Here is a 21,664-nt window from a genome sequence, read left to right as displayed (position 1 = left end):
TATATCCTTTTGCTCTTTTAGTGCCGTCCAAAAACCGGGCGTTTTTTATCAAACGTCCAGCCAGGGATGAGGTACTGCATCGGGCCGGCGTCATTGCGCGCGCCGCCCGGCAAGGTTTTATAGATCGCGTGCGCTTTCTCAATTTGCGCCCAGTCCAGCTCAACGCCAAGACCCGGCGCCTCCGGTACGGCGATTTTGCCCTCGCGGATCTGCAAAGGTTCTTTCGTCAGGCGCGCGTCGCCCTCCTGCCAGATCCAGTGGGTATCAATCGCCGTTGGCGTGCCCGGTGCTGCGGCAGCAACGTGGGTAAACATCGCCAGCGAAATATCGAAATGGTTGTTGGAGTGGCAGCCCCAGGTTAAGCCCCAGTCGTCGCACAACTGCGCGACGCGCACCGCGCCGGAGAGGGTCCAGAAGTGCGGATCGGCAAGCGGAATATCGACCGCGTTGAGCATCACCGCATGGCCCATCTCTCGCCAGTTGGTGGCGATCATATTGGTGGCGACCGGCAGACCGGTAGCGCGGCGAAACTCCGCCATTACTTCACGTCCGGAGAAGCCCTGCTCCGCGCCACAGGGATCTTCCGCGTAGGTCAGCACATCGTTCAGCCCTTTACAGAGGTGGATGGCTTCGTCGAGCAGCCAGGCGCCGTTGGGATCGACGGTAATGCGGGCATCGGGGAAGCGCTTTTTCAGCGCGCGCACGGTGTCAATCTCCTGCTCGCCCGGCAGCACGCCACCCTTCAGTTTGAAATCTTTAAAGCCGTAACGATCCTGCGAGGCTTCGGCGAGGCGCACCACTGCCTCACTGCCCATCGCCTCCTGATGGCGCAGCCGGTACCACTCGTGGCTGCCCGGCGTGGCTTCCAGATAGGGCAAATCGGTTTTGGTGCGATCGCCAACATAGAAGAGGTAGCCGAGCACGGTCACGGCATCGCGCTGTTTGCCCGGCCCCAGCAGTTCGCACACCGGGACATTGAGGGTTTTGCCGAGCAGGTCGAGCAGCGCTGCTTCCAGCGCCGCCACGGCGTTGACGCGCAGTTCAAAGGTCCACGCCCCGTTACCGAAGGTGTCGAAATCCGCCGCCTGGTTGCCTTTGTGCACCCGCTGCACCGCTTTGTTGAGTCGGGCGATCTCTTGCCCTACCACCATTGGCGTGGCATCGACCAGTGTTTGATAGATCACCTCTCCACCCGGCGCTTCACCCACGCCGGTATGCCCGGCGCTGTCCGTCAGCACCACGATATTGCGGGTGAAGTAAGCGTTATGCGCGCCGCCGATATTCATCAGCATGCTGTCGTGCCCGGCAACCGGGATCACCTTCATATCGGTGATAACTGGTGTGGCTTGTGTATTCATCATTCGCGTCCTGTTACGGGTTTAAGTTCGATGCGTTTGATATTGCCCACCAGCACCAGGTAACTGAGCACCGCCACCAGCGCATGAACGCCAACGTAGATCAGCGCGCCGTTAAACGAGCCGGTGGTGCCAACGATGTAGCCAATCGCAATCGGCGTCACGATGCCGGAGATGTTGCCGAACATATTGAATAGGCCGCCGCTCAGGCCGCTGATCTCTTTCGGTGCGGTATCCGCCATCACCGCCCAGCCGAGCGCACCGATGCCTTTGCCGAAGAAGGCCAGCGCCATAAAGGCGATAATCAGGGTTTCTGAATCGGTGTAGTTACAGAACACCATACTCATCGAGAGCAGCATCCCCAGCACGATGGGCGTTTTACGCGCCACGTTCAGCGATCCGTAGCGGCGCATTAACCAGTCGGAGATCACCCCGCCAAGCACGCCACCGACAAAGCCGCAGATCGCCGGGATCGAGGCGACAAAGCCCGCTTTCAGGATCGACATGCCGCGCGCCTGCACCAGATAGACCGGGAACCAGGTGATAAAGAAGTAGGTTAAGGCGTTAATGCAGTACTGCCCAAGATAAACGCCGATCATCATGCGCGAGGCGAGCAGTTGTTTAACCTGGCCCCACTTCTGGGCAAAGGGCACCTTCTGCTGGTTGCTCTTCTGATCCATGTTGATCAGCGCTCCGCCCTCGGCGATATACTCCAGCTCCTTTTTGTTGACGCCCGGATGCTGGTTCGGCTCGTGGATCATTTTCAGCCACAGGAAACTGATGAAGATCCCAAGCCCGCCCATAAAGAAGAAGACGTGCGACCAGCCCACTTCATGGGTCAGCCAGCCCATGATCGGCGCAAAGATCACTGTGGCAAAGTACTGCGCGGAGTTGAAGATGGCGACCGCCGTCCCGCGCTCCTGCGCCGGGAACCAGGCGGCAACTATGCGGCTGTTGCCCGGAAATGAGGGGGCTTCTGCCAGGCCGACCATAAAGCGCAGGGTAAAGAGCGCGATGATAATGCCAAAGCCGCTGAAGAGATCGACGAACCCTTGCAGCAGGGTAAAAAGCGACCAGGTAAAGATGGACCAGAAGTAGACGCGTTTCGAACCGAAGCGGTCCAGCAGCCAGCCGCCCGGGATCTGGCCAATGACATAGGCCCAGGAGAAGGCGGAGAAGACATACCCCATCCCGACAGGATCAAGGCCGATAGCCTTAGACATTTCCGAGCCAGCAATCGATAGCGTAGCGCGATCGCCGTAGTTGAAGGATGTGACGATAAATAGCATCACCACGATCCAGTAGCGGGCATTTGTGCGCTTTTCAGCGCCGCTCGCCGCCTGGCTTAATGCACTCATGGTTGTACTCCCGAAGCATAGATGTTCTTTTCAACATGCATCCTGTACGGCGCAACCTGTAGGGGTAGACAGAACGCTGTCGCTCTTTTTATGCCGCGGCCCGACGCGTTTATACTCCACGGCAGGCGACTTTATTAACTGGCTCAAGGAGTATAAAAAGCGGTCTGCTAACTCTCACCGTGCATCAACACAACATTCGGCGGCAGGTCAGCGCGGATTTGGGGCATTAGCCCAGGACGATGGGGGGTATTTCACGAAAATTGAAACAGACGATAAACGGCGGAGTAAAAGCGCGGGTCAGGTGCGAAGAGTGTGAATGGCGTCGCTTGACGGGGGGTGAAAAGAGGCTAACCCTCCCGGCACGCGGGAGGGAGACGGGCCTATTTCAGCAGGCTTGCCCACTGCTCAACCCACGGGTTGGAGACGCTTTCCGGCTCCGGATCTTCACTGGCGTCAATCAGCAGCACCTCGCCGATGCGCTGCGCGCCCTGCTCTTGCAACAGCGCATCAAACTTTTTCCCGCCGCCGCAGAAGTGGCTGTAGGTGCTGTCGCCCAGCGCAATCACGCCATAGCGCAGCTCGGGCTGGTAGCCGACGGTGTCGCGCAGGTAGTGAAACAGCGGCGCGATGCTGTCCGGTAGATCGCCCTGGCCAGTAGTGGAGGTGACCACCAGCGCGTAGTTGCCTTTGTTGCTCTCCCACTGCGCCGCCTCGGGATCTTCATACACCTTTGCCGTGTGGCCCTGGGCTTCTAAAATCGCCTGCGCTTCTTCCGCTACCAGCAGCGAATTGCCGTACATCGTGCCGACAAAAATGCCTATATTCGCCATGCTTATTACTCCTTGCGTGATTCCAGATTGCCCTCATCCTGACCGCTGAGCCCGCTAAACTCAACCCTTTCATTCTCAGGGAGAAGCCCTCGCCAGCCGAACTGATCCAGCGCCTGCATCCACACCGCATCGAAGCCGGCGCGCAGGGTTAGCGCCTCGCCGGTAAAGGGGTGCGTAAGGCTTAACTGGCTGGCGTGCAGCATCAGGCGGTTGAGGCCAAAATGCGCCGCCGCGCTGCGGTTCTGCCGCAGATCGCCATGCTTGCTGTCGCCAATAATCGGGTGGCGCAGATGGGAGAGATGGCGGCGAAGCTGATGTTTACGTCCGGTTTTCGGCTCCAGCTCGACCAGCCCATAGCGCGTGGAGGGAAACTTACCGATCGCGACCGGCAGCTCGGTGGTGGCAAGGCCGCGATAGTGGGTCACGGCAGGCTGCGGATCTTTGTCGCTGCGGGCAAATTTATCCGCCACTTTATCCAGCTCTTCGACCAACGGATAGTCGAGCAGCGCCTCCTCCATCAGCCAGCCGCGCACGACGGCGTGGTAGCGCTTCTGCATCTGGTGCTGCTCAAACTGCTGGGATAAACGCCGCCCCGCTTCGCTGGAAAGGCCCATCAGCAGAACGCCGGAAGTCGGTCTGTCGAGGCGATGGGCGGTAAAGACATGCTGTCCAATCTGATCGCGCACGGTCTGCATCACCACCACTTTTTCGTCGCGATCGAGCCAGCTGCGGTGCACCAGCCAGCCGGAGGGTTTGTTGACGGCAACCAGCCACTCATCCTGGTAGATTATCTCCAGCATCAGTGCGTTTCGTCGGCAAACAGGGCGTCAAGCTGCTGGAGATGAGCCAGCATCACATCGCGGGAGGGGTGTGTCGCCTCAAGGGCCATTTCGTAATAGGGCGCGATAGCAAACGCCTGCGGCAGCGCCTGCTTACTGTCGAGCAGCGCGTGCATACGTGGGATCAGCACCCATTGCAGCCACTCAAAGGGCGCGAGGGTATCCATGCAGAAGGGTTGCGTGCTCTCGAAGGCGCTCAGCGCCGGGGCAGTAGTTTGCCAGAGATCGTGCTCGCGCAGCTGCGCTTCAATCAGTTGAAGCTGCTGGCGCACGCGTTGATGTTGAGTCATAAAAGCCCCCGTTTAATCAGACTGGCGCGCAGCATAGCAAAGAGCGGGAGAAATAAAAAAAGGGAGCACTGTAAAAACAGTGCTCCCGGTTCGTTTCGCAGCTATCCGGCTACCCGTGTGCTCCCTGCTCATCCATGAAAACTTTTCCTGCGGTCTCCTGACCCGTTCATCCTTAAACAGCGCATCATGCTCACACCACCCCGATGTGACCTGGCCTTATCCTTAAAGCGTGTCCTGGATCCTCCTGATCTACCGTGCATCCTGACCGGCTCTCATTCTCCGTCCTGGAGGTGTCCTTTAACGCACTCCGGCGATTTCCTTTCACTTCGTCCTGAAGTCTGTCCGTGAAGCACCTTCCCGGTGTGTCCAGAAACAACATCATCCTGATGTACGTCTCTTAGTCAGACTCCGTGTCGACAAGAGATAGAATTACGTATTCCGGCCTGTCTTACAAGGAGACTTAACGACAAAGCTATGCCGAAACAGGCCAGCAATGCCATGAGTTATCGCATTAACATTATGATTTCTAATTATTTAAATAACGATAACTCACGTGAGTTATAGAATACGAACAGCCGATCTCCTACAGCCTGTGTAAGAGATCTCTCACACGGGATATAGGCTTAGGGCTTACACGATGGGTTCGAGCTGGGTAAGAAAGTCAGGCAGGGCGTTGGCCAAACGTGTGCGTTTACGCGTACCGAGCGTCTCCTGCACCACTTCACCTGTCAGGTTACAAACCGAAATGACATCCAGCTCGCTATCGAGCGTGGCAACAAAAAGTGTAGGTGATAATTTGAGCCTTTTCTGCGTCACCAGGTGCCCAATCAGATTTTCCTGTACCCGGACAAAATCCGCCTCGCTCCAGGTTTGCAGCAGCGTCAGGCTGATATTCCCCAGCCGCGCGCCCATATCACCGGCAAACTGCGTGGTATAGAACGCATGGATCGGCGGTTGTATCACGATCTCCATCGCCTGTTCAACGGGGTGGACATTCTGCTGCGCCGTAAAGGGCTGCGGCTGCCAGAAAACAGCCTCCTCAGTGGAAGAGATGATGCAGGGCGAAGGGACGCCATACAGCTCCTCACTCTGCGGCCAACTGCCGTGCGCCGCATGCCACGCATCGCAATAACGTTCCGTAAAGGCTTTCAGCGCCTGAGCCGTCTCTTTTTCCACCGATTTCTCTCTTTACTTAAGCCAGGATAAACTTGCGCCATAGTTTACCTGCAAAATGGCGATGAAACATGTCTTCTTATGATAACCACCAGGCGCTCTCAGGCCTGACGCTGGGCAAAACCACAGACTACCGCGACACCTATGACGCCAGCCTGCTGCAAGGCGTGCCGCGCTCCCTCAACCGCGATCCCCTTGGGCTGAAGGCTGATAACCTCCCTTTTCACGGCGCGGATATCTGGACGCTGTACGAGCTCTCCTGGCTCAATGCCAACGGGCTGCCGCAGGTCGCGGTCGGCCAGGTGGAGCTGGATTACGCCAGCCTCAATCTGGTGGAGTCTAAAAGCTTTAAGCTCTATCTCAACAGCTTTAACCAGACCCGTTTCACCAGTTGGGATGAAGTACGCAGCACTTTGCAACGCGATCTCAGCGCCTGCGCGCAGGGTGCGGTAAGCGTCACGCTCTACCGCGTTGATGAACTGGAAGGCGAGCCGGTTGCCCGCTTCGCTGGCCTCTGCATCGACGATCAGGATATCGCTATCGATAACTATGAGTTTGATGCCGCGCTGTTAACCGACGCCGCGCGTGGCGAGGTGGTGGAAGAGACGCTGGTTAGCCATCTGCTGAAATCGAACTGCCTGATAACCCACCAGCCGGACTGGGGCTCAGTACAGATCCACTATCGCGGGAGCCAAATCGACCGGGAAAAACTGCTGCGCTATCTGGTCTCGTTCCGCCATCACAATGAGTTTCACGAGCAGTGCGTTGAGCGCATCTTTATGGATATTCAGCGCTTCTGCCAGCCGGAATCCCTCAGCGTATACGCGCGCTACACCCGACGCGGCGGCCTCGATATCAACCCGTGGCGCAGCAACACCAGCTTCGTTCCGGCAACCGGGCGGCTGGCGCGCCAGTAAAACATGCGTTGGCAGGTTGTTAAACGTCATAAGCCAGGGCTATTGTAATCAGCAGGGAAGATAAAATTTTCGTCCCGTAAGGAGTTCACTTGATTACACATATTAGCCCGCTTGGCTCGATGGATATGTTGTCGCAGCTGGAAGTCGATATGCTTAAACGCACGGCCAGCAGCGACCTGTATCAACTGTTTCGCAACTGTTCGCTCGCTGTACTGAACTCAGGGAGCCAGACCGACAGCAGCAAAGAGCTGCTCTCCCGTAACGAAAGTTTTGATATCAACGTCTTGCGCCGTGAACGCGGCGTCAAGCTGGAGTTGATTAACCCCCCGGAAGAGGCGTTTGTTGACGGGCGTCTGATCCGCGCGCTGCAGGCCAACCTGTTTGCCGTGCTGCGCGATATCCTGTTTGTGAACGGCCAGATCCATAACGCCGGGCGCTTTCAGCATCTCGATATGGAGAGCTCAACCCATATCACCAACCTGGTCTTCTCGATTCTGCGTAACGCCCGTGCTCTGCACGTCGGCGAAGCGCCGAGCATGGTGGTCTGCTGGGGCGGCCACTCGATTAACGAAACCGAGTACCTCTACGCGCGCCGCGTCGGCACCCAGCTTGGCCTGCGCGAGCTGAATATCTGCACCGGCTGCGGGCCGGGGGCGATGGAAGCGCCGATGAAGGGCGCGGCGGTCGGCCACGCGCAGCAGCGTTATAAAGAGGGGTGTTTTATCGGCATGACCGAGCCATCGATCATCGCCGCAGAGCCGCCAAATCCGCTGGTTAACGAGCTGATCATCATGCCGGACATTGAAAAACGTCTGGAAGCGTTTGTGCGTATCGCCCACGGCATTATTATCTTCCCAGGCGGCGTCGGCACGGCGGAGGAGCTGCTCTACCTGTTGGGGATTCTGATGAACCCGGCGAACAAAAACCAGGTGCTGCCGCTAATCCTCACTGGGCCAAAAGAGAGCGCTGACTACTTCCGTGTGCTGGATGAATTTATCGTCAACACGCTGGGCGAAGCCGCGCGCCGCCACTACACCATTATCATTAACGATGCGGCCGAAGTGGCGCGGCAGATGAAAAAGGCGATGCCGCAGGTGAAAGAGAATCGTCGTGAAACCGGCGATGCCTACAGCTTCAACTGGTCGATTCGCATTGCGCCGGATCTGCAGGTGCCGTTCGAGCCGACCCATGAAAATATGGCCAACCTGAAGCTCTACCCGGATCAACCCGTCGAAGTGCTGGCGGCGGATCTGCGTCGCGCCTTCTCCGGCATTGTGGCGGGCAACGTCAAAGAGCACGGCATTCGTGCCATTGAAGCGTTCGGCCCTTACAAAATTCATGGCGACAGTGACATGATGCGTCGGATGGACGATCTGCTGCAGGGCTTTGTCGCCCAGCACCGCATGAAACTCCCCGGCTCGGCCTATATCCCCTGCTACGAAATCTGCGCCTGATCCTCGCTTTTCACCGGGCGGCCATAAGCCGCCCTTATACCTTCACGCGTTTCGCGTCGCAATGCCCCTACCCTGCACAAGGTAATAATCCACTTCAGTTGGCTTAAAAGTCGATAAATCACTGCTAATGGGATGATCTACAGCGCTTTTATCGTCTTTCGCCGCTGTGAGTTTGATCGCATATCTGGCGGGTGATAGCCTTCGCGCCCATAAATCTCAGATGATTTTGGATAAGCAGACAGATGGTCTAAATATGCCCACTTAAGAAGTGGATTATTGCAATTGCGATCCTGATCACTGATAGAGTCATAACATACATGTATCTTTCCGCCGCAAATAATTGCGGTAAGAAATTATAAAAATAGCCGCGATCAACCGGATAAAATATTACCGCTGGCGTCTATGGCAATCGATTTGTCTAAATGGCAGCTTTTTGATTTTCCCAGGAGATTTACCAATGGAAACGACTCAAACCAGTAATCTGGCTTCAACCGGAACGCGGAGCGCATGGCGTAAGACCGACACCATGTGGATGCTAGGCCTCTACGGTACCGCGATTGGCGCTGGCGTACTGTTCCTGCCCATCAACGCTGGCGTAGGCGGACTGATTCCGCTGATCATCATGGCAATCCTTGCCTTCCCAATGACCTACTTCGCACACCGTGGCCTGACCCGCTTTGTGCTCTCTGGTAAAAATCCCGGGGAAGATATCACCGAAGTGGTGGAAGAACATTTTGGTATCGGCGCGGGTAAACTGATTACCCTGCTCTACTTCTTCGCCATCTACCCGATTCTGCTGGTCTATAGCGTGGCGATCACCAATACCGTCGACAGCTTTATGACCCACCAGCTGGGCATGACGCCGCCGCCACGCGCCATTCTCTCCCTGATTCTGATCGTTGGTATGATGACCATCGTGCGCTTCGGCGAGCAGATGATTGTTAAAGCGATGAGCATTCTGGTCTTCCCGTTTGTTATCGCCCTGATGCTGCTGGCGGTCTACCTGATCCCGCAGTGGAACGGCGCAGTGCTGGAAACGCTCTCCTTCAACAGCGCGTCTGCTACCGGCAATGGCCTGTGGATGACCCTGTGGCTGGCAATTCCGGTCATGGTCTTCTCCTTTAACCACTCACCGATCATCTCTTCGTTCGCCGTGGCGAAACGTGAAGAGTACGGCGCAGAAGCAGAACGTAAATGCTCCCGCATTCTGGCCTTCGCTCACATCATGATGGTGCTGACGGTGATGTTCTTTGTCTTCAGCTGCGTGTTGAGCCTGGCACCGGCCGATCTGGCTTCGGCAAAAGAGCAGAACATCTCGATTCTCTCCTACCTGGCTAACCACTTTAATGCGCCGATCATCGCCTGGATGGCACCGATCATCGCAATGATTGCTATCACCAAATCCTTCCTCGGCCACTATCTCGGCGCGCGTGAAGGTTTCAACGGTATGGTGATTAAATCCCTGCGTAGCAAAGGTAAAACCATTGAAATCAACAAGCTGAACCGCATTACCGCGCTTTTCATGCTGCTGACCACCTGGGCGGTTGCCACCTGGAACCCGAGCATCCTCGGCATGATCGAAACGCTGGGCGGCCCGATTATCGCCATGATCCTGTTCCTGATGCCGATGTACGCCATTGCCCGCGTTCCGGCGATGCGTAAATACAGCGGCCACATCAGCAACGTCTTCATTGTGATTATGGGTCTTATCGCTATCTCCGCGATTTTCTACTCCCTGTTCAGCTAATCTCTGCGCGCCGTCCAGCCGGGCGGCGCGATCCCTCTTTGTCATGGATAACGCGTTATGATCAGCGTATTCGATATTTTTAAGATCGGTATCGGCCCCTCCAGCTCGCACACCGTCGGCCCCATGAAAGCCGGCAAACAGTTCACCGACGATTTGATTGCCCGCGGCCTGCTGCGCGATGTCACCTGCGTGGTGGTCGATGTTTACGGCTCGCTCTCCCTGACTGGCAAAGGTCACCATACGGATATCGCCATTATTATGGGCCTGGCCGGCAACCTGCCGGATAGCGTCGATATTGATGCGATCCCGGCCTTTATTCAGGATGTGAATACGCATGGCCGCCTGCTGCTGGCGAACGGCGAGCATGAAGTGGAGTTCCCGGTCGATCGCTGCATGAACTTCCATGCTGATAACCTCTCGCTGCATGAGAACGGCATGCGCATTACCGCGCTGGCGGGCGAAACGGTGCTCTACAGCCAGACTTATTACTCGATTGGCGGCGGCTTTATTGTCGACGAAGCGCACTTCGGCCAGACCACCAGCGCGCCGGTTGAGGTGCCTTACCCCTATAAAAACGCAGCCGATTTACAGCGTCACTGCCAGGAGAGCGGGCTTTCCCTCTCCGGCCTGATGATGAAAAACGAGCTGGCGCTGCACAGTAAAGAGGAGCTGGAGCAGCACCTGGCGCGTGTCTGGGAGGTGATGCACGGCGGCATTGAGCGCGGCATCAACACCGAAGGCGTGCTGCCAGGCCGACTGCGCGTACCGCGTCGTGCCGCTGCACTGCGCCGCATGCTGGTCAGCAGTGATAAAACCACCACCGATCCGATGGCAGTTGTCGACTGGATCAATATGTTCGCGCTGGCGGTCAATGAAGAGAACGCCGCCGGTGGCCGCGTAGTGACCGCACCGACCAACGGTGCCTGCGGCATTGTCCCGGCGGTGCTGGCCTATTACGACAAGTTTATCCGCGAAGTGAACGCTAACTCGCTGGCGCGCTATCTGCTGGTCGCCAGCGCCATCGGCTCGCTCTATAAGATGAACGCCTCTATCTCCGGCGCGGAAGTGGGCTGCCAGGGCGAAGTGGGCGTCGCCTGCTCAATGGCGGCGGCTGGCCTGGCTGAGCTGCTTGGTGCCAGCCCGGCGCAGGTGTGCATTGCGGCGGAAATCGGTATGGAGCACAACCTCGGTCTGACCTGCGATCCCGTCGCCGGCCAGGTGCAGGTGCCCTGCATTGAGCGTAACGCGATTGCCTCGGTTAAAGCGGTGAACGCTGCGCGTATGGCGCTGCGCCGCACCAGCGAGCCGCGCGTCTGCCTAGATAAAGTAATCGAGACGATGTACGAAACCGGGAAAGATATGAACGCCAAGTACCGCGAAACCTCCCGCGGTGGGCTGGCGATGAAGGTCGTTACCTGCGATTAACCTGCCTGACAGATGCCTCGTTTTGCGAGGCATCTTCCTGAATAGTCACCGTTTCATAGCCTCAAAAAGCGGGCAATGTTACCCTTAGCGCTCGCTTACAAGGAGGGTATCCGTGGCTCATCTGCTTATTGTCGACGCACTCAATCTGATTCGCCGTATTCACGCAGTGCAGGGGTCTCCCTGCGCGGAGACCTGCCTGCACGCGCTCGAGCAGCTGATTGTGCATAGCCAGCCGACACACGCGGTGGCGGTATTCGATGATGAAGCGCGCAATCAGGGCTGGCGACACCAGCTGCTGCCGGACTATAAAGCAGGCCGACCACCGATGCCGGAGCCGCTGCATCAGGAGATGCCCGCCCTGCGCGCGGCGTTTGAGCAGCGCGGCATTCGCTGCTGGGCAACGCCGGGCAATGAAGCCGACGATCTCGCCGCCACACTGGCGGTGAAAATGGCGCAGGCGGGGCAAGAGGCAACGATTGTCTCGACGGACAAAGGCTACTGCCAGCTGCTCTCACCCACCATCCGCATCCGCGACTACTTCCAGAAACGCTGGCTCGATGCGCCGTTTATTGACCAGGAGTATGGCGTCACCCCGCAGCAACTGCCGGACTACTGGGGGCTGGCGGGCATCAGCAGTTCAAAAGTGCCGGGCGTCGCCGGGATTGGGCCGAAAAGCGCCACCCAGCTGCTCAGCACCTTTCCGACGCTGGAAGCGCTATATGACAACCTTGCCGAGGTGCCTGAGAAGTGGCGGCAGAAGCTGGAGGCGCACCGCGAGATGGCCTTTATCTGCCGGGATGTCGCGCGTCTGCAAACGGATTTACAGCTTGATGGCAACCTGCAGCAGCTGCGCCTGACGCGCTAACCTTCGCCCGCGCACTGGCGGGCAGCAGGCCGGTTACGCTTTATAGGGGTGATGTTTCAGCCAGTGCTCGGCGATCTCCTGGCGGCGGCAGATCCACACCTTGTCGTGGCTCTGCACGTAATCAAGAAAACGCTGCAGGGCACGAAACCGTCCCGGCCGCCCCAGCAGGCGGCAGTGCATGCCGATCGACATCATCTTCGGCGCCGTTTCGCCCTCGGCATAGAGCACATCGAAGCTATCTTTCAGATAGGTATAAAACTGCTCGGCGGTGTTGAACCCCTGCGCGGTGGCAAAGCGCATGTCGTTGGCATCCAGCGTGTAGGGCACAATCAGATGCGGTTTCTCGCCGACGGTAGTCCAGAAGGGGAGATCGTCGCCGTAGTAGTCGCTGTCATAGAGAAAATCCCCCTGCTCCACCACCAGCGCGCGGGTATTGGGGCTGTCGCGCCCGGTATACCAGCCGAGCGGGCGTTTGCCGAACAGCGTTTGCAGGATCTCAATCGCCTGCTGCATATGCTGGCGCTCGGTCTGGATATCGAGATCCTGATAGTGGATCCAGCGCCAGCCGTGGCTCACCACGTCATAATCCGCCGCCTTGATCGCCTCGACGATTGCCGGGTTGCGCGCCAGCGCCATCGCCACACCAAACACCGTTAACGGCAGGCCGCGCAGCTGAAACTCCTGATGGATGCGCCAGAAACCGGCGCGCGAACCGTACTCATAGAGGGAGTCCATCGACATATGACGCGCCGGGTAGCTGGCCGCGCCGATGATGTCGGAGAGAAACTGCTCCGAGCCGCTGTCGCCGTGCAGAACATGGTTCTCGCCGCCCTCTTCAAAATTAAGCACAAACTGCACGGCGATGCGCGCGCCGCCCGGCCACTGTGCGTGCGGCGGTTTGCCAGCGTAGCCCGTCATATCGCGCGGGTAGTCGGCAGTAAAGTGCCAGAAGGGAGTCTCGGTTGCTGCTTGCATGCTGATTCGACCTCTTAACCGGGGCCGCCTTCAACTGAGCATATCGAAGCATCCTGAAAGCGGCTTTTTATTGGGATACGCGAGATCGCCATATTTACTGGTGCCAAAACCGAGGGTGAGCAGGGATTCAACCATTTTGACCGCCGCCGTTACGCCGTCGATCACCGGGATGCCCAACTCCTGCGTCAGCTCACTGGCAAGGTTCGCCATACCGCCGCACCCCAGCACAATCGCCCCGCTTCCATCCTCACGTTTGGCTTGTATACAACGCTCGCGTACCTTTTGCTGAGCAAGACCCGTGCCATCTTCCAGAGCCAGCACTGGTAAATCGATGGCGTGCAGCGCAGCGCAGTGATGTTCAAAGCCATACTGGCGCAGTAAATGGCGAGCGATGATCACCGTGCGCGGCAGCGTGGTGACAATCGAGAAGCGCGTCGCCACCAGCGTCGCCATATGCATCGCCGCTTCGGCAATGCCAATAACCGGGCCGCTCGCCAGCTCGCGCGCCGCCAGCAATCCCGGATCGCCAAAGCAGGCGATCACATGCCCCTGCGCACCCTGCGCTTTGCCCTGCTTGACCTGCTCCAGCACGCCAATGGCGGCAATCGCTTCGTCGAAATGCCCCTCAATTGACTCCACGCCCTGTGTCGGGCAGCTGGCGAGAATGGTTGTGCCCGGCGAGGCGATGCGGCGCGCGGCGCTGGCAATGGTTTCGGTCATCTCCGGGCTGGTGTTGGGGTTGATTACCTGTATACAAAATGCGCTCATTGCGGCTCTCCTCGGGTGCCAAACAGGCGGGTAAAATCGGGCAGCGTTTCGCCGCTGCGCTCAAAGCGCAGGCTGGAAACAATGTGGTCGAAGTGGTGCGCCATGGCGTGCTCAAGGCCCGCCAGGTCTTTGTTACGTAACAGTTCGATTAACGCATCGTGATCGTGACAGCGGCAGCCCTGCTGCCACGGCGCGCCCCAGGCGGCAATCACCAGCGAGGAGCGCTGCGTCAGGGTGGTGATAATGTCGGTCACTACCGCATTGCCCGATATCGCCTGCAGTTGAATATGAAAAGCCGCCGAGTGGCGAATGGCCGCTGCGCCATCATGCTGCTTGTGTGCCGCTTCCTCCTCGCCAATGGTCGCCTCCAGCGCTGCCAGATGCGGCGGTTGCAGATGCGCAAGCACCTGAGGCAGGTTGGCACACTCGATCATTTTGCGTGTGGCGAAGATCTCTTTTGACTCCTCGATGCCAGGATTCGCGACAAATGCACCGCGTCTGGGCGCGATGGTGATCATTTGCACCGTTGCAAGGCGCGTGAGCACTTTACGAATGCCGGTGCGGCTGACACCAAATACTTCCGCCAGCGCCTCTTCCGGCAGCTTACTGCCCGGCGGCAACTGGTGCTCAACAATGGCCGTTAACAGCGATTGCCAGATGAAATGCTCTCTCTCTTCCCGATCCGCAGGTGCCTGTAGCCCCGTGTAGTGGTTCATAACCTGATTCCTGTGTGTCGCAGCATTGCCTTTTTTGTATACGTTTTTTATGCATCTTGTATACAAAAAATCCAAACCTGGCCTGGTTAATGCAATAGCCGATAGCAGACCTATGAACGCTATCGCTATTTAAAGGAGCAGATTCCATGCCAAACCCTGAACCGCAGTACGATGCTCGTTATAGCCCAAGGTTGACCAACGAGGACCTTGCCCCGACTCGCCAGCAGAACTGGACCTGGTACAACATCTTTTCGTTCTGGATGTCCGATGTGCACAGCATGGGCGGCTATGTGGTTGCCGCCAGCTTCTTTGCCTTAGGGCTTGCCAGCTGGCAGGTGCTGCTCTGCCTGTTGGTGGGGATCTGTATTGTGCAGCTCTGTGCAAACCTGGTGGCGAAGCCGAGCCAGATGACCGGCGTACCCTATGCGGTAATTTGCCGTCAGGCATTTGGCGTCTTCGGTGCCAATATTCCGGCGGTGATCCGCGGGCTTATCGCCTTCGCCTGGTACGGTATTCAAACCTATCTCGCCGCCAATGCCCTGATGCTGGTGGCGCTCAAATTCTGGCCTTCGCTGGGCGCACTGACAAGCAGCCACTTTCTGGGGCTGTCGGCGCTGGGCTGGATCTGCTTCGGCATTATGTGGGCGCTACAGGCGCTGGTCTTCTGGCATGGTATGAACGCGATCAAACGTTTTATTGATGTTGCCGGACCGGCGGTCTATGTGGTGATGATGGCGCTGGCGGGCTGGATCCTCTACCAGACCGGATTTGATGGCATCTCCTTTACCCTTGCCAGCAAAACGCTGACTCCCGGCGAGCAGGCGTGGCAGATGATCACCGCCACGGCGCTGGTGGTCTCCTACTTCTCCGGCCCGCTGCTTAACTTTGGTGACTTCTCCCGCTACGGCAAAAGCATGCAGGATATTCGTCGCGGCAACCGCTGGGGACTGCCCTTTAACTTCCTGCTCTTCTCGATTGTGACGGTGGTTATTGTTTCGGGAACGCAATCCCTGTTTGGCAAAATGATCACCGATCCGATTGAAACCGTCAGCCACGTCGGCAGCGACTTGGCGATGGCGATTGGCCTGCTGACCATGATCACCGCGACCATCGGCATTAATATTGTCGCGAACTTCGTCTCGCCGGCGTTTGATTTTTCCAACTGCGCACCGCAGAAGATCAGCTTCCGTACCGGAGGGATGATTGCGGCAGTCGGCTCCGTGCTACTGACGCCGTGGAATCTGTTCCAGTCGCCGGAGCTGATCCACTACACGCTGGATGTGCTCGGTGCTTGCATCGGCCCGCTGTTCGGCATTCTGCTGGCGGACTTCTACCTGATTAAGCGCGGCAAAGTGTTTGTCGACGATCTCTTTACCGTCTCCCCAAGCGGGCGTTACTGGTACAAAAACGGTTTTAACCCGAAAGCGATTGCTGCGCTGCTGCCGTCGGTGATGGTAGGCCTGGTGATTAGCTTTATTCCGGCGCTTCACGAAGTGGCAAACTTCAGCTGGTTTATCGGCGTCTTTCTCGGCTCGGGCTGTTACTGCTGGCTGGCGCGCCATGAGCGTGCGGGCGTGGAGAGCGGGTTTATCGCCCAGCGCGCGGTAGTGAAGGAGTAGAAACGACGAAGGCCTGAATCATTGCTGATTCAGGCCTTCTGAATAGTGGCGGAACGGACGGGACTCGAACCCGCGACCCCCTGCGTGACAGGCAGGTATTCTAACCGACTGAACTACCGCTCCGCGTTGTGTTCCTGTTAGGGAACGAGGCGCATATTACGTATTGCGCCTGATGCCGTCAACGCTTTTTCTCTTGTTTTGAATCGTTTGCTGCAAAAATCGCCCACCGACTGATTTTTCACGGTTAATAAATGAATTTAGCCGCGCCAGAGGCAACTTCCACCCTTTTTCTGTACTAAATCGAGGCGCGATTCATGGGCCATCAGCTCTTCATCACTGGCTAAAACAACGCGCAGTTTGTTTGCCTGGCGCACAACGCGCTGGATCCCCGCTTCGCCTGACTGATTCTGGTTCTCGCCCTCCATCGAAAACTTTATCGATGTCTGGCCGCCGGTCATCATCAGATAGACGTCGGCAAGAATTTGGGAGTCGAGAAGCGCGCCGTGCAGCGTTCGCTTGCTGTTGTCTATTTCGTAACGCGAGCAGAGCGCATCGAGGCTGTTACGCTTGCCCGGGAACATCCTGCGCGCCAGCGCCAGGCTGTCGGTGATTTTGCAGAAGGTTTCGGTTTTCGGAATGCCACGGTTCAGCTTACTGAACTCATAATCCATAAAGCCGATATCAAACGAGGCGTTATGGATCACCAGCTCCGCGCCGCGGATATAGTCGATAAACTCATCGGCAATATCGCCGAAGGTCGGTTTATCGAGCAGGAACTCGTCGGCGATACCGTGAACGCCAAACGCTTCCGGGTCCACCAGCCGATCGGGCTTCAGGTAGACGTGATAGTTATTACCAGTCAGGCGGCGGTTTATCACCTCGACCGCACCGATCTCAATGATCTTATGCCCTTCGTAGTGCGCACCGATTTGGTTCATACCGGTGGTTTCGGTATCGAGGACGATCTGTCGTGTAATTGCAGTGCTCATAGCGGCCATTTATGTCAGACTTGTCGTTTTCAACTCAGGAAGTCTACCAGAGATGCTCAAACAGGTAGAAATTTTCACCGACGGATCGTGCCTCGGCAATCCGGGACCGGGTGGATATGGCGCCATTTTACGTTATCGCGGACATGAGCGGACCTTCAGCGAAGGCTACCGTTTAACCACCAACAACCGCATGGAGCTGATGGCGGCAATTGTCTCCCTCGAAGCACTAAAAGAGCACTGCGAAGTGGTGCTCAGCACCGACAGCCAGTATGTGCGCCAGGGCATTACCCAGTGGATCCACAACTGGAAAAAGCGCGGCTGGAAAACGGCGGATAAGAAGCCGGTTAAAAACGTCGATTTGTGGAAGCGGCTGGATGCAGCGCTTAGCCAGCATCAAATTCGCTGGGAGTGGGTAAAAGGCCACGCCGGGCATCCGGAAAACGAACGCTGCGATGAACTGGCGCGCGCGGCGGCGATGAATCCCACTCAGGAAGATGTCGGTTACCAGCCGGAAACCCTGGCTTAAGACTGCCGTGTCGCGCCAACGGCCTGCGGCACGCGCGCCCGTGAGCGGCTCTGCTTTAACGGGTTGATTGTCAGCGGAATGGTGCGTTTACGGGCCACGATCAGCTGCATACAGCCCAACGCCGGCAGATGCGTGCTCAGCAGCTTTCCGCCCTGCTTTGTCCAGGGCAACACGCGAAAGCGGCTATAATGAAGCACTTCAAAATTGAGCAGCGCGAGCCAGTCGAACTGGCGCGTGAGGGTGAACATTCGGCTTTTGACGGCCGGCGAGCGGCGCGCAAACGGCACTGCTTTGCAGACGCCCAACAAGCTGATGGGATTAAACCCGCTCATCACCAGCCAGCCGTCGTCAATCAGCACGCGATCGACCTCCTGTAGCAGCCGGTGAGGATCGGGGCACCAGGGCAGCGTATGGGCCAGCAGGCAGGCATCGACGGACTTTTCGGCGAATGGCAAAGAGAGCGGGTCCGCACGCACCTGCGCCGGTTCGCCTGCCAGCGAGACATTGACCTGATGGGAGATCGCGCAGCTTTCGAGGTTGATTTCCGCGCTGAGGTTGCCAATCTTAAGCAGGTGAAAACCATACATTTTCGCCAGCCATGGCTTGAGCTCCTCCTCCAGCGCCTGGCGGTAATAAACACCTTTTGGGAGCGCGCCCCAGCTAACGGGCGCGACGAATTTTCGGGGAGTCCTTGCCGGCTTCATTACAACCTTCCGCTACGCTTTGAGAGGTAATTTATGAATCTTAACAGTATTCCCGCGTTTCAGGACAACTACATCTGGGTGTTGAGCGAAGATGACGGGCGTTGCCTGATTGTCGATCCGGGCGAGGCCGCCCCGGTGCTGCGCGCCATTAAAGAGCACCAGTGGCAGCCCGAAGCTATTTTGCTGACGCATCACCATAACGATCATGTTGGCGGCGTGCAGGCACTGCGGGAGACTTTCCCCGATGTGGTGGTGTATGGGCCAACAGAGACACAACATAAGGGCGCAACCCGGGTTGTGGCCGAAGGCGATACGGTCACCGTTTTGGGCCAGGATTTCTCGGTCTTCGCCACTCCAGGCCACACTTTAGGACATATCTGTTTCTTCAGTTTCCCTTACCTTTTTTGCGGCGATACGCTTTTCTCTGGCGGCTGTGGAAGATTATTCGAAGGGACGGCAATGCAGATGTATCAATCCTTCTGTAAAATTAATGCCCTTCCCGATGACACGGTGATTTGTTGCGCACATGAATACACTTTAGGGAATATGAAGTTTGCCGTTAGCATACTGCCTCAAGATGCAGAGGTTCAGGAATACTATAAGAAAGTGAGTGAGTTACGTGCTAAAAACGAAAAGACACTCCCCGTAATTCTGAAAAATGAGCGGAAAATAAATTTATTTTTACGTACGGAAGATACTGATTTAATTGAAGTAATAAATCAAGAGAGGGTATTGCAACATCCAGAGGAGCGTTTCGCCTGGTTACGGGCAAAGAAAGATGCTTTCTGACATTGCGGGTTGCCTTTTCAAAACATCGCCGTTATCATCGCTCGTCTTTTAAGCAACTACTATTGACACACACATGAAGGCAAAAGCGATATTACTCGCCTCTGTCCTGCTCGTGGGGTGCCAGGCGTCGCAGCGCGACGGTTCGGTACAACAGCACGCACAGAGCCTTTCTGCAGCTGGTCAAGGGGAAGCTGGGAAGTTCACAAGTCAGGCACACTGGATGGACGACGGAACACTCGCCGACCAAACGGATAGCAACTTGTGGGCCTCCATAAGCGACGAGCTAAAGATGGGAATTCCGGAAAACAGCCGGATTCGCGAACAGAAACTGAAGTATTTAAACAATAAGAGCTATCTCCACGATGTAACTTTACGGGCAGAGCCGTATATGTACTGGATAGCTGGGCAAGTTAAAAAACGTAACATGCCCATGGAACTGGTACTACTACCCATAGTGGAGAGCGCTTTTAACCCGCACGCAACGTCTGGTGCCAATGCCGCAGGCATTTGGCAAATCATTCCGAGCACAGGGCGAAATTATGGTTTAAAACAGACACGCAGCTACGATGCGCGTCGTGATATTGTGGCCTCTACTACGGCCGCACTCGACATGATGCAGCGTCTTAACCGTATGTTTGACGGCGACTGGTTATTGACCGTTGCCGCCTATAACAGCGGTGAAGGCCGCGTGTTGAAGGCAATTAAAGCGAACAAAGCGCAGGGGAAACCCACCGATTTTTGGTCGCTGTCACTGCCTTATGAAACAAAGATTTATGTGCCGAAGATGCTGGCGTTGAGCGATCTCCTCAAAAACAGCAAACGCTATGGCATTAATCTGCCAACGCCGGACGAAAGCCGTGCGCTGGCGCGCGTCAGGCTGAGTAGCCCGGTAGAAGTGGGTCAGCTGGCTGAAATGGCGGGAATCTCCGTCAACAAACTGAAGGCATTTAACGCAGGCGTTAAAGGTTCGACGTTGGGTTCAGCCGGTCCACAGTACGTGATGGTGCCGAAGAAACATGCAGATCAGCTGCGTGAGTCGCTGGCATCTGGCGAAATTGCTGCCGTACAGCCGACGCTGGTTGCAGATAACACCCCGCTCTCCAGCAAGAGCTACAAGGTTCGCTCAGGCGATACGCTTTCAGGCATCGCGTCACGCCTCGGCGTAAGCGCGAAGGATCTGAAGCAGTGGAATAATCTGCGCGGCGCGAACCTGAAAGTGGGCCAAAACCTGACGGTTGGTGCAGGCAGCAGCGCACAACGTCTTGCCAGCAACAGCGATAGCATTACCTATCGCGTGCGCAAAGGTGATTCGTTGTCGAGTATCGCGAAACGTCACGGCGTGAACATCAAAGATGTGATGCGCTGGAACACCGATACCTCCAATTTGCGACCGGGCGATCAAATCACGCTCTTCGTGAAGAACAGCGCAACGCCTGACTCTTGACCTGAAGCAATGATAAAAGCACCGTCTCCCCGCGGTGCTTTTTTTTGTCTTTTTTTCGCCCTATTTGCCGGCAGGGAGCGGGCTGAACTCCACCAGCAGGGGGTTGTGATCCGATGCGCGGGTCACCAGCACCGACGCCTCATCAACGTTTAACCCACGATAGAAGACAAAATCGAGCGGTCGGCCAAAGGCACGCCTGCGGTTATCGTCGGTGAATCGAACTTGCCGCAGCGCCATTTCGCGCGCAAAACGGTAGAGCGCGTTCATGCGCGGACGGCTCCAGGCGTTAAAATCCCCGGCCATAATTACCGGACCATCGTGACGACCAATCTGATCGCCAATCGGCAACAGCTGTTTGCTATAAACATCGACACCGAGACTGAAATTGACCGCATGAACATTCACCACCATCAGATTACGGCTGTCCGGCAGCGGATAGACCGTCACCAGAGCTGACTTGGCCAGCCGCAGAATCGGCTCACGCTCGCGCAGAGGACAGCAGTAGACCGGATGGGCAGAAGAGAGCGTCATCACGCCTGAGGGGTGCTGAGGCAGCACAAAGGCGGGAACCTGATCGGCAGCAAGGTAGTTGCTGGTTGCGAAACTCACCAGCTCAGGCGTCGTCTGCGCTTCCTGCAACAGCACCAGGTGCGCATCTTTGCCGAAACTTTGCAGCACCGAGAGCCACTCCGCTCGCTGCTGCTTAAAGATGTTCCATACCAGCACGCGGATCTTTTCATCCTGGCTTAAAGGAACGCCGGCAGGTAAAGCCTGACCAATACTGGCGAACGACCCCGGCGGTAAAATGCGCTCCGCTGGTTGTCCGGCAACATATCGCATAGCGTAAGTATTTTTCGCCACTTCGGCTTTAAACCTCTTTG

At 56.9% G+C, this 21,664-nt stretch carries 21 protein-coding genes and 1 tRNA gene; 9 read left to right on the top strand and 13 right to left on the bottom strand.

Translation table 11 applies throughout. The features are described 5' to 3' along the window. Nucleotides 1-17: 17 nt before the first annotated feature. The 6 genes from HF650_RS04885 to syd all read right to left on the bottom strand — a co-directional run bounded on the left by HF650_RS04885 (nucleotide 18) and on the right by syd (nucleotide 5,848). Nucleotides 18-1,358 (bottom strand): enolase C-terminal domain-like protein, encoded by a 1,341-nt coding sequence (locus HF650_RS04885; protein ID WP_187802609.1) that lies wholly within the window; start codon nucleotides 1,356-1,358, stop codon nucleotides 18-20. Next, nucleotides 1,358-2,713 (bottom strand): MFS transporter, encoded by a 1,356-nt coding sequence (locus tag HF650_RS04880; protein WP_187801410.1) that lies wholly within the window; start codon nucleotides 2,711-2,713, stop codon nucleotides 1,358-1,360. Before HF650_RS04880 ends, HF650_RS04885 begins: the two co-directional genes overlap by 1 nt. 380 nt (nucleotides 2,714-3,093) lie before the next feature. Then, nucleotides 3,094-3,543 (bottom strand): flavodoxin, encoded by a 450-nt coding sequence (locus HF650_RS04875; RefSeq protein WP_023479490.1) that lies wholly within the window; start codon nucleotides 3,541-3,543, stop codon nucleotides 3,094-3,096. Between the two features lie 5 nt (nucleotides 3,544-3,548). Next, complete coding sequence (gene truC / locus HF650_RS04870; protein WP_187801409.1) at nucleotides 3,549-4,343, bottom strand: tRNA pseudouridine(65) synthase TruC; 795 nt, start codon at nucleotides 4,341-4,343, stop codon at nucleotides 3,549-3,551. Beyond that, nucleotides 4,343-4,672: a YqcC family protein gene (locus HF650_RS04865; RefSeq protein WP_187801408.1), complete on the bottom strand. Its 330-nt coding sequence runs from the start codon at nucleotides 4,670-4,672 to the stop codon at nucleotides 4,343-4,345. The genes truC and HF650_RS04865 overlap by 1 nt, the downstream gene beginning before the upstream one ends. Nucleotides 4,673-5,302: 630 nt before the next feature. Then, entirely contained in the window at nucleotides 5,303-5,848 is a 546-nt protein-coding gene (gene syd / locus HF650_RS04860; protein ID WP_187801407.1) for a SecY-interacting protein, read from the bottom strand. Nucleotides 5,849-5,916: 68 nt separating this feature from the next. Between syd and queF the strand changes: the two genes are divergently transcribed. From queF to xni, 5 genes are all read left to right on the top strand, one after another. Then, nucleotides 5,917-6,762 (top strand): NADPH-dependent 7-cyano-7-deazaguanine reductase QueF, encoded by an 846-nt coding sequence (queF, locus tag HF650_RS04855; RefSeq protein ID WP_187801406.1) that lies wholly within the window; start codon nucleotides 5,917-5,919, stop codon nucleotides 6,760-6,762. Nucleotides 6,763-6,851: 89 nt separating this feature from the next. Beyond that, the gene (ppnN, locus tag HF650_RS04850; protein WP_187801405.1) at nucleotides 6,852-8,216 is read left to right on the top strand and encodes a nucleotide 5'-monophosphate nucleosidase PpnN; all 1,365 of its coding nucleotides are present in this window, start codon (nucleotides 6,852-6,854) and stop codon (nucleotides 8,214-8,216) included. Between the two features lie 457 nt (nucleotides 8,217-8,673). Next, nucleotides 8,674-9,963, top strand: a complete 1,290-nt coding sequence (locus HF650_RS04845; RefSeq protein WP_187801404.1) for an HAAAP family serine/threonine permease — start codon at nucleotides 8,674-8,676, stop codon at nucleotides 9,961-9,963. Between the two features lie 57 nt (nucleotides 9,964-10,020). Beyond that, complete coding sequence (locus HF650_RS04840) at nucleotides 10,021-11,388, top strand: L-serine ammonia-lyase (protein ID WP_187801403.1); 1,368 nt, start codon at nucleotides 10,021-10,023, stop codon at nucleotides 11,386-11,388. Between the two features lie 112 nt (nucleotides 11,389-11,500). After that, nucleotides 11,501-12,253: a flap endonuclease Xni gene (xni, locus tag HF650_RS04835; RefSeq protein WP_023479496.1), complete on the top strand. Its 753-nt coding sequence runs from the start codon at nucleotides 11,501-11,503 to the stop codon at nucleotides 12,251-12,253. 33 nt (nucleotides 12,254-12,286) lie between these two features. Here xni and puuE read toward each other — a convergent pair whose 3' ends face one another. The 3 genes from puuE to HF650_RS04820 are packed head-to-tail and all read right to left on the bottom strand — an operon-like array spanning nucleotide 12,287 to nucleotide 14,712. Next, complete coding sequence (gene puuE, locus HF650_RS04830; RefSeq protein ID WP_187801402.1) at nucleotides 12,287-13,228, bottom strand: allantoinase PuuE; 942 nt, start codon at nucleotides 13,226-13,228, stop codon at nucleotides 12,287-12,289. A gap of 30 nt (nucleotides 13,229-13,258) precedes the next feature. Further along, nucleotides 13,259-13,996, bottom strand: a complete 738-nt coding sequence (locus HF650_RS04825) for an aspartate/glutamate racemase family protein (RefSeq protein WP_187801401.1) — start codon at nucleotides 13,994-13,996, stop codon at nucleotides 13,259-13,261. Continuing rightward, entirely contained in the window at nucleotides 13,993-14,712 is a 720-nt protein-coding gene (locus HF650_RS04820; RefSeq protein WP_187801400.1) for a GntR family transcriptional regulator, read from the bottom strand. The genes HF650_RS04825 and HF650_RS04820 overlap by 4 nt, the downstream gene beginning before the upstream one ends. Nucleotides 14,713-14,858: 146 nt before the next feature. Between HF650_RS04820 and HF650_RS04815 the strand changes: the two genes are divergently transcribed. Next, a complete protein-coding gene (locus tag HF650_RS04815; protein ID WP_187801399.1) occupies nucleotides 14,859-16,331 on the top strand; it encodes an NCS1 family nucleobase:cation symporter-1 in 1,473 nt (490 codons plus the stop codon). A 46-nt stretch (nucleotides 16,332-16,377) separates the two neighbouring features. Here HF650_RS04815 and HF650_RS04810 read toward each other — a convergent pair. Then, nucleotides 16,378-16,454: transfer RNA gene (locus HF650_RS04810), tRNA-Asp, on the bottom strand. A gap of 134 nt (nucleotides 16,455-16,588) precedes the next feature. Then, nucleotides 16,589-17,320 (bottom strand): DNA polymerase III subunit epsilon, encoded by a 732-nt coding sequence (dnaQ, locus tag HF650_RS04805; RefSeq protein ID WP_042712390.1) that lies wholly within the window; start codon nucleotides 17,318-17,320, stop codon nucleotides 16,589-16,591. On the opposite strand from dnaQ, the gene rnhA reads away from it, so the two are divergent. Next, entirely contained in the window at nucleotides 17,274-17,846 is a 573-nt protein-coding gene (gene rnhA, locus HF650_RS04800; RefSeq protein ID WP_161629337.1) for a ribonuclease HI, read from the top strand. The two genes, dnaQ and rnhA, sit on opposite strands and share 47 nt — an antisense overlap. Here the strand turns inward: rnhA and HF650_RS04795 are convergent. After that, on the bottom strand, nucleotides 17,843-18,550 hold the full coding sequence (locus HF650_RS04795; protein WP_187801398.1) for a class I SAM-dependent methyltransferase: 708 nt from the start codon (nucleotides 18,548-18,550) through the stop codon (nucleotides 17,843-17,845). The genes rnhA and HF650_RS04795 overlap by 4 nt on opposite strands. A 33-nt stretch (nucleotides 18,551-18,583) precedes the next feature. On the opposite strand from HF650_RS04795, the gene gloB reads away from it, so the two are divergent. Further along, nucleotides 18,584-19,339, top strand: a complete 756-nt coding sequence (gene gloB, locus HF650_RS04790; protein ID WP_187801397.1) for a hydroxyacylglutathione hydrolase — start codon at nucleotides 18,584-18,586, stop codon at nucleotides 19,337-19,339. Between the two features lie 73 nt (nucleotides 19,340-19,412). Further along, complete coding sequence (mltD, locus tag HF650_RS04785) at nucleotides 19,413-20,783, top strand: murein transglycosylase D (RefSeq protein ID WP_187801396.1); 1,371 nt, start codon at nucleotides 19,413-19,415, stop codon at nucleotides 20,781-20,783. Nucleotides 20,784-20,843: 60 nt separating this feature from the next. Here mltD and HF650_RS04780 read toward each other — a convergent pair whose 3' ends face one another. Continuing rightward, nucleotides 20,844-21,644 carry an endonuclease/exonuclease/phosphatase family protein gene (locus tag HF650_RS04780; RefSeq protein ID WP_187801395.1) on the bottom strand — a complete coding sequence of 267 codons (801 nt, stop codon included), beginning with the start codon at nucleotides 21,642-21,644 and terminating at the stop codon, nucleotides 20,844-20,846. Between the last annotated feature and the right edge of the window lie 20 nt (nucleotides 21,645-21,664).

Origin of the sequence: Kosakonia sp. SMBL-WEM22 (assembly GCF_014490785.1) — a bacterium.
GTDB lineage: Bacteria > Pseudomonadota > Gammaproteobacteria > Enterobacterales > Enterobacteriaceae > Kosakonia.
The sequence above is the reverse complement of the archived record's forward strand: the minus strand, read 5'-3'. Positions and strand labels throughout refer to the sequence as shown.

Bases quoted from the DNA above. Each gene is read 5' to 3' on its own strand.
- HF650_RS04880 (WP_187801410.1), bottom strand. From the start codon at position 2,713: ATGAGTGCATTAAGCCAGGCGGCGAGCGGCGCTGAAAAGCGCACAAAT.
- queF (WP_187801406.1), top strand. From the start codon at position 5,917: ATGTCTTCTTATGATAACCACCAGGCGCTCTCAGGCCTGACGCTGGGC.
- gloB (WP_187801397.1), top strand. From the start codon at position 18,584: ATGAATCTTAACAGTATTCCCGCGTTTCAGGACAACTACATCTGGGTG.
- HF650_RS04820 (WP_187801400.1), bottom strand. From the start codon at position 14,712: ATGAACCACTACACGGGGCTACAGGCACCTGCGGATCGGGAAGAGAGA.
- HF650_RS04865 (WP_187801408.1), bottom strand. From the start codon at position 4,672: ATGACTCAACATCAACGCGTGCGCCAGCAGCTTCAACTGATTGAAGCG.
- HF650_RS04885 (WP_187802609.1), bottom strand. From the start codon at position 1,358: ATGAATACACAAGCCACACCAGTTATCACCGATATGAAGGTGATCCCG.
- HF650_RS04815 (WP_187801399.1), top strand. From the start codon at position 14,859: ATGCCAAACCCTGAACCGCAGTACGATGCTCGTTATAGCCCAAGGTTG.
- mltD (WP_187801396.1), top strand. From the start codon at position 19,413: ATGAAGGCAAAAGCGATATTACTCGCCTCTGTCCTGCTCGTGGGGTGC.
- dnaQ (WP_042712390.1), bottom strand. From the start codon at position 17,320: ATGAGCACTGCAATTACACGACAGATCGTCCTCGATACCGAAACCACC.
- HF650_RS04840 (WP_187801403.1), top strand. From the start codon at position 10,021: ATGATCAGCGTATTCGATATTTTTAAGATCGGTATCGGCCCCTCCAGC.
- truC (WP_187801409.1), bottom strand. From the start codon at position 4,343: ATGCTGGAGATAATCTACCAGGATGAGTGGCTGGTTGCCGTCAACAAA.
- HF650_RS04845 (WP_187801404.1), top strand. From the start codon at position 8,674: ATGGAAACGACTCAAACCAGTAATCTGGCTTCAACCGGAACGCGGAGC.
- HF650_RS04795 (WP_187801398.1), bottom strand. From the start codon at position 18,550: ATGAAGCCGGCAAGGACTCCCCGAAAATTCGTCGCGCCCGTTAGCTGG.
- puuE (WP_187801402.1), bottom strand. From the start codon at position 13,228: ATGCAAGCAGCAACCGAGACTCCCTTCTGGCACTTTACTGCCGACTAC.
- HF650_RS04875 (WP_023479490.1), bottom strand. From the start codon at position 3,543: ATGGCGAATATAGGCATTTTTGTCGGCACGATGTACGGCAATTCGCTG.
- HF650_RS04825 (WP_187801401.1), bottom strand. From the start codon at position 13,996: ATGAGCGCATTTTGTATACAGGTAATCAACCCCAACACCAGCCCGGAG.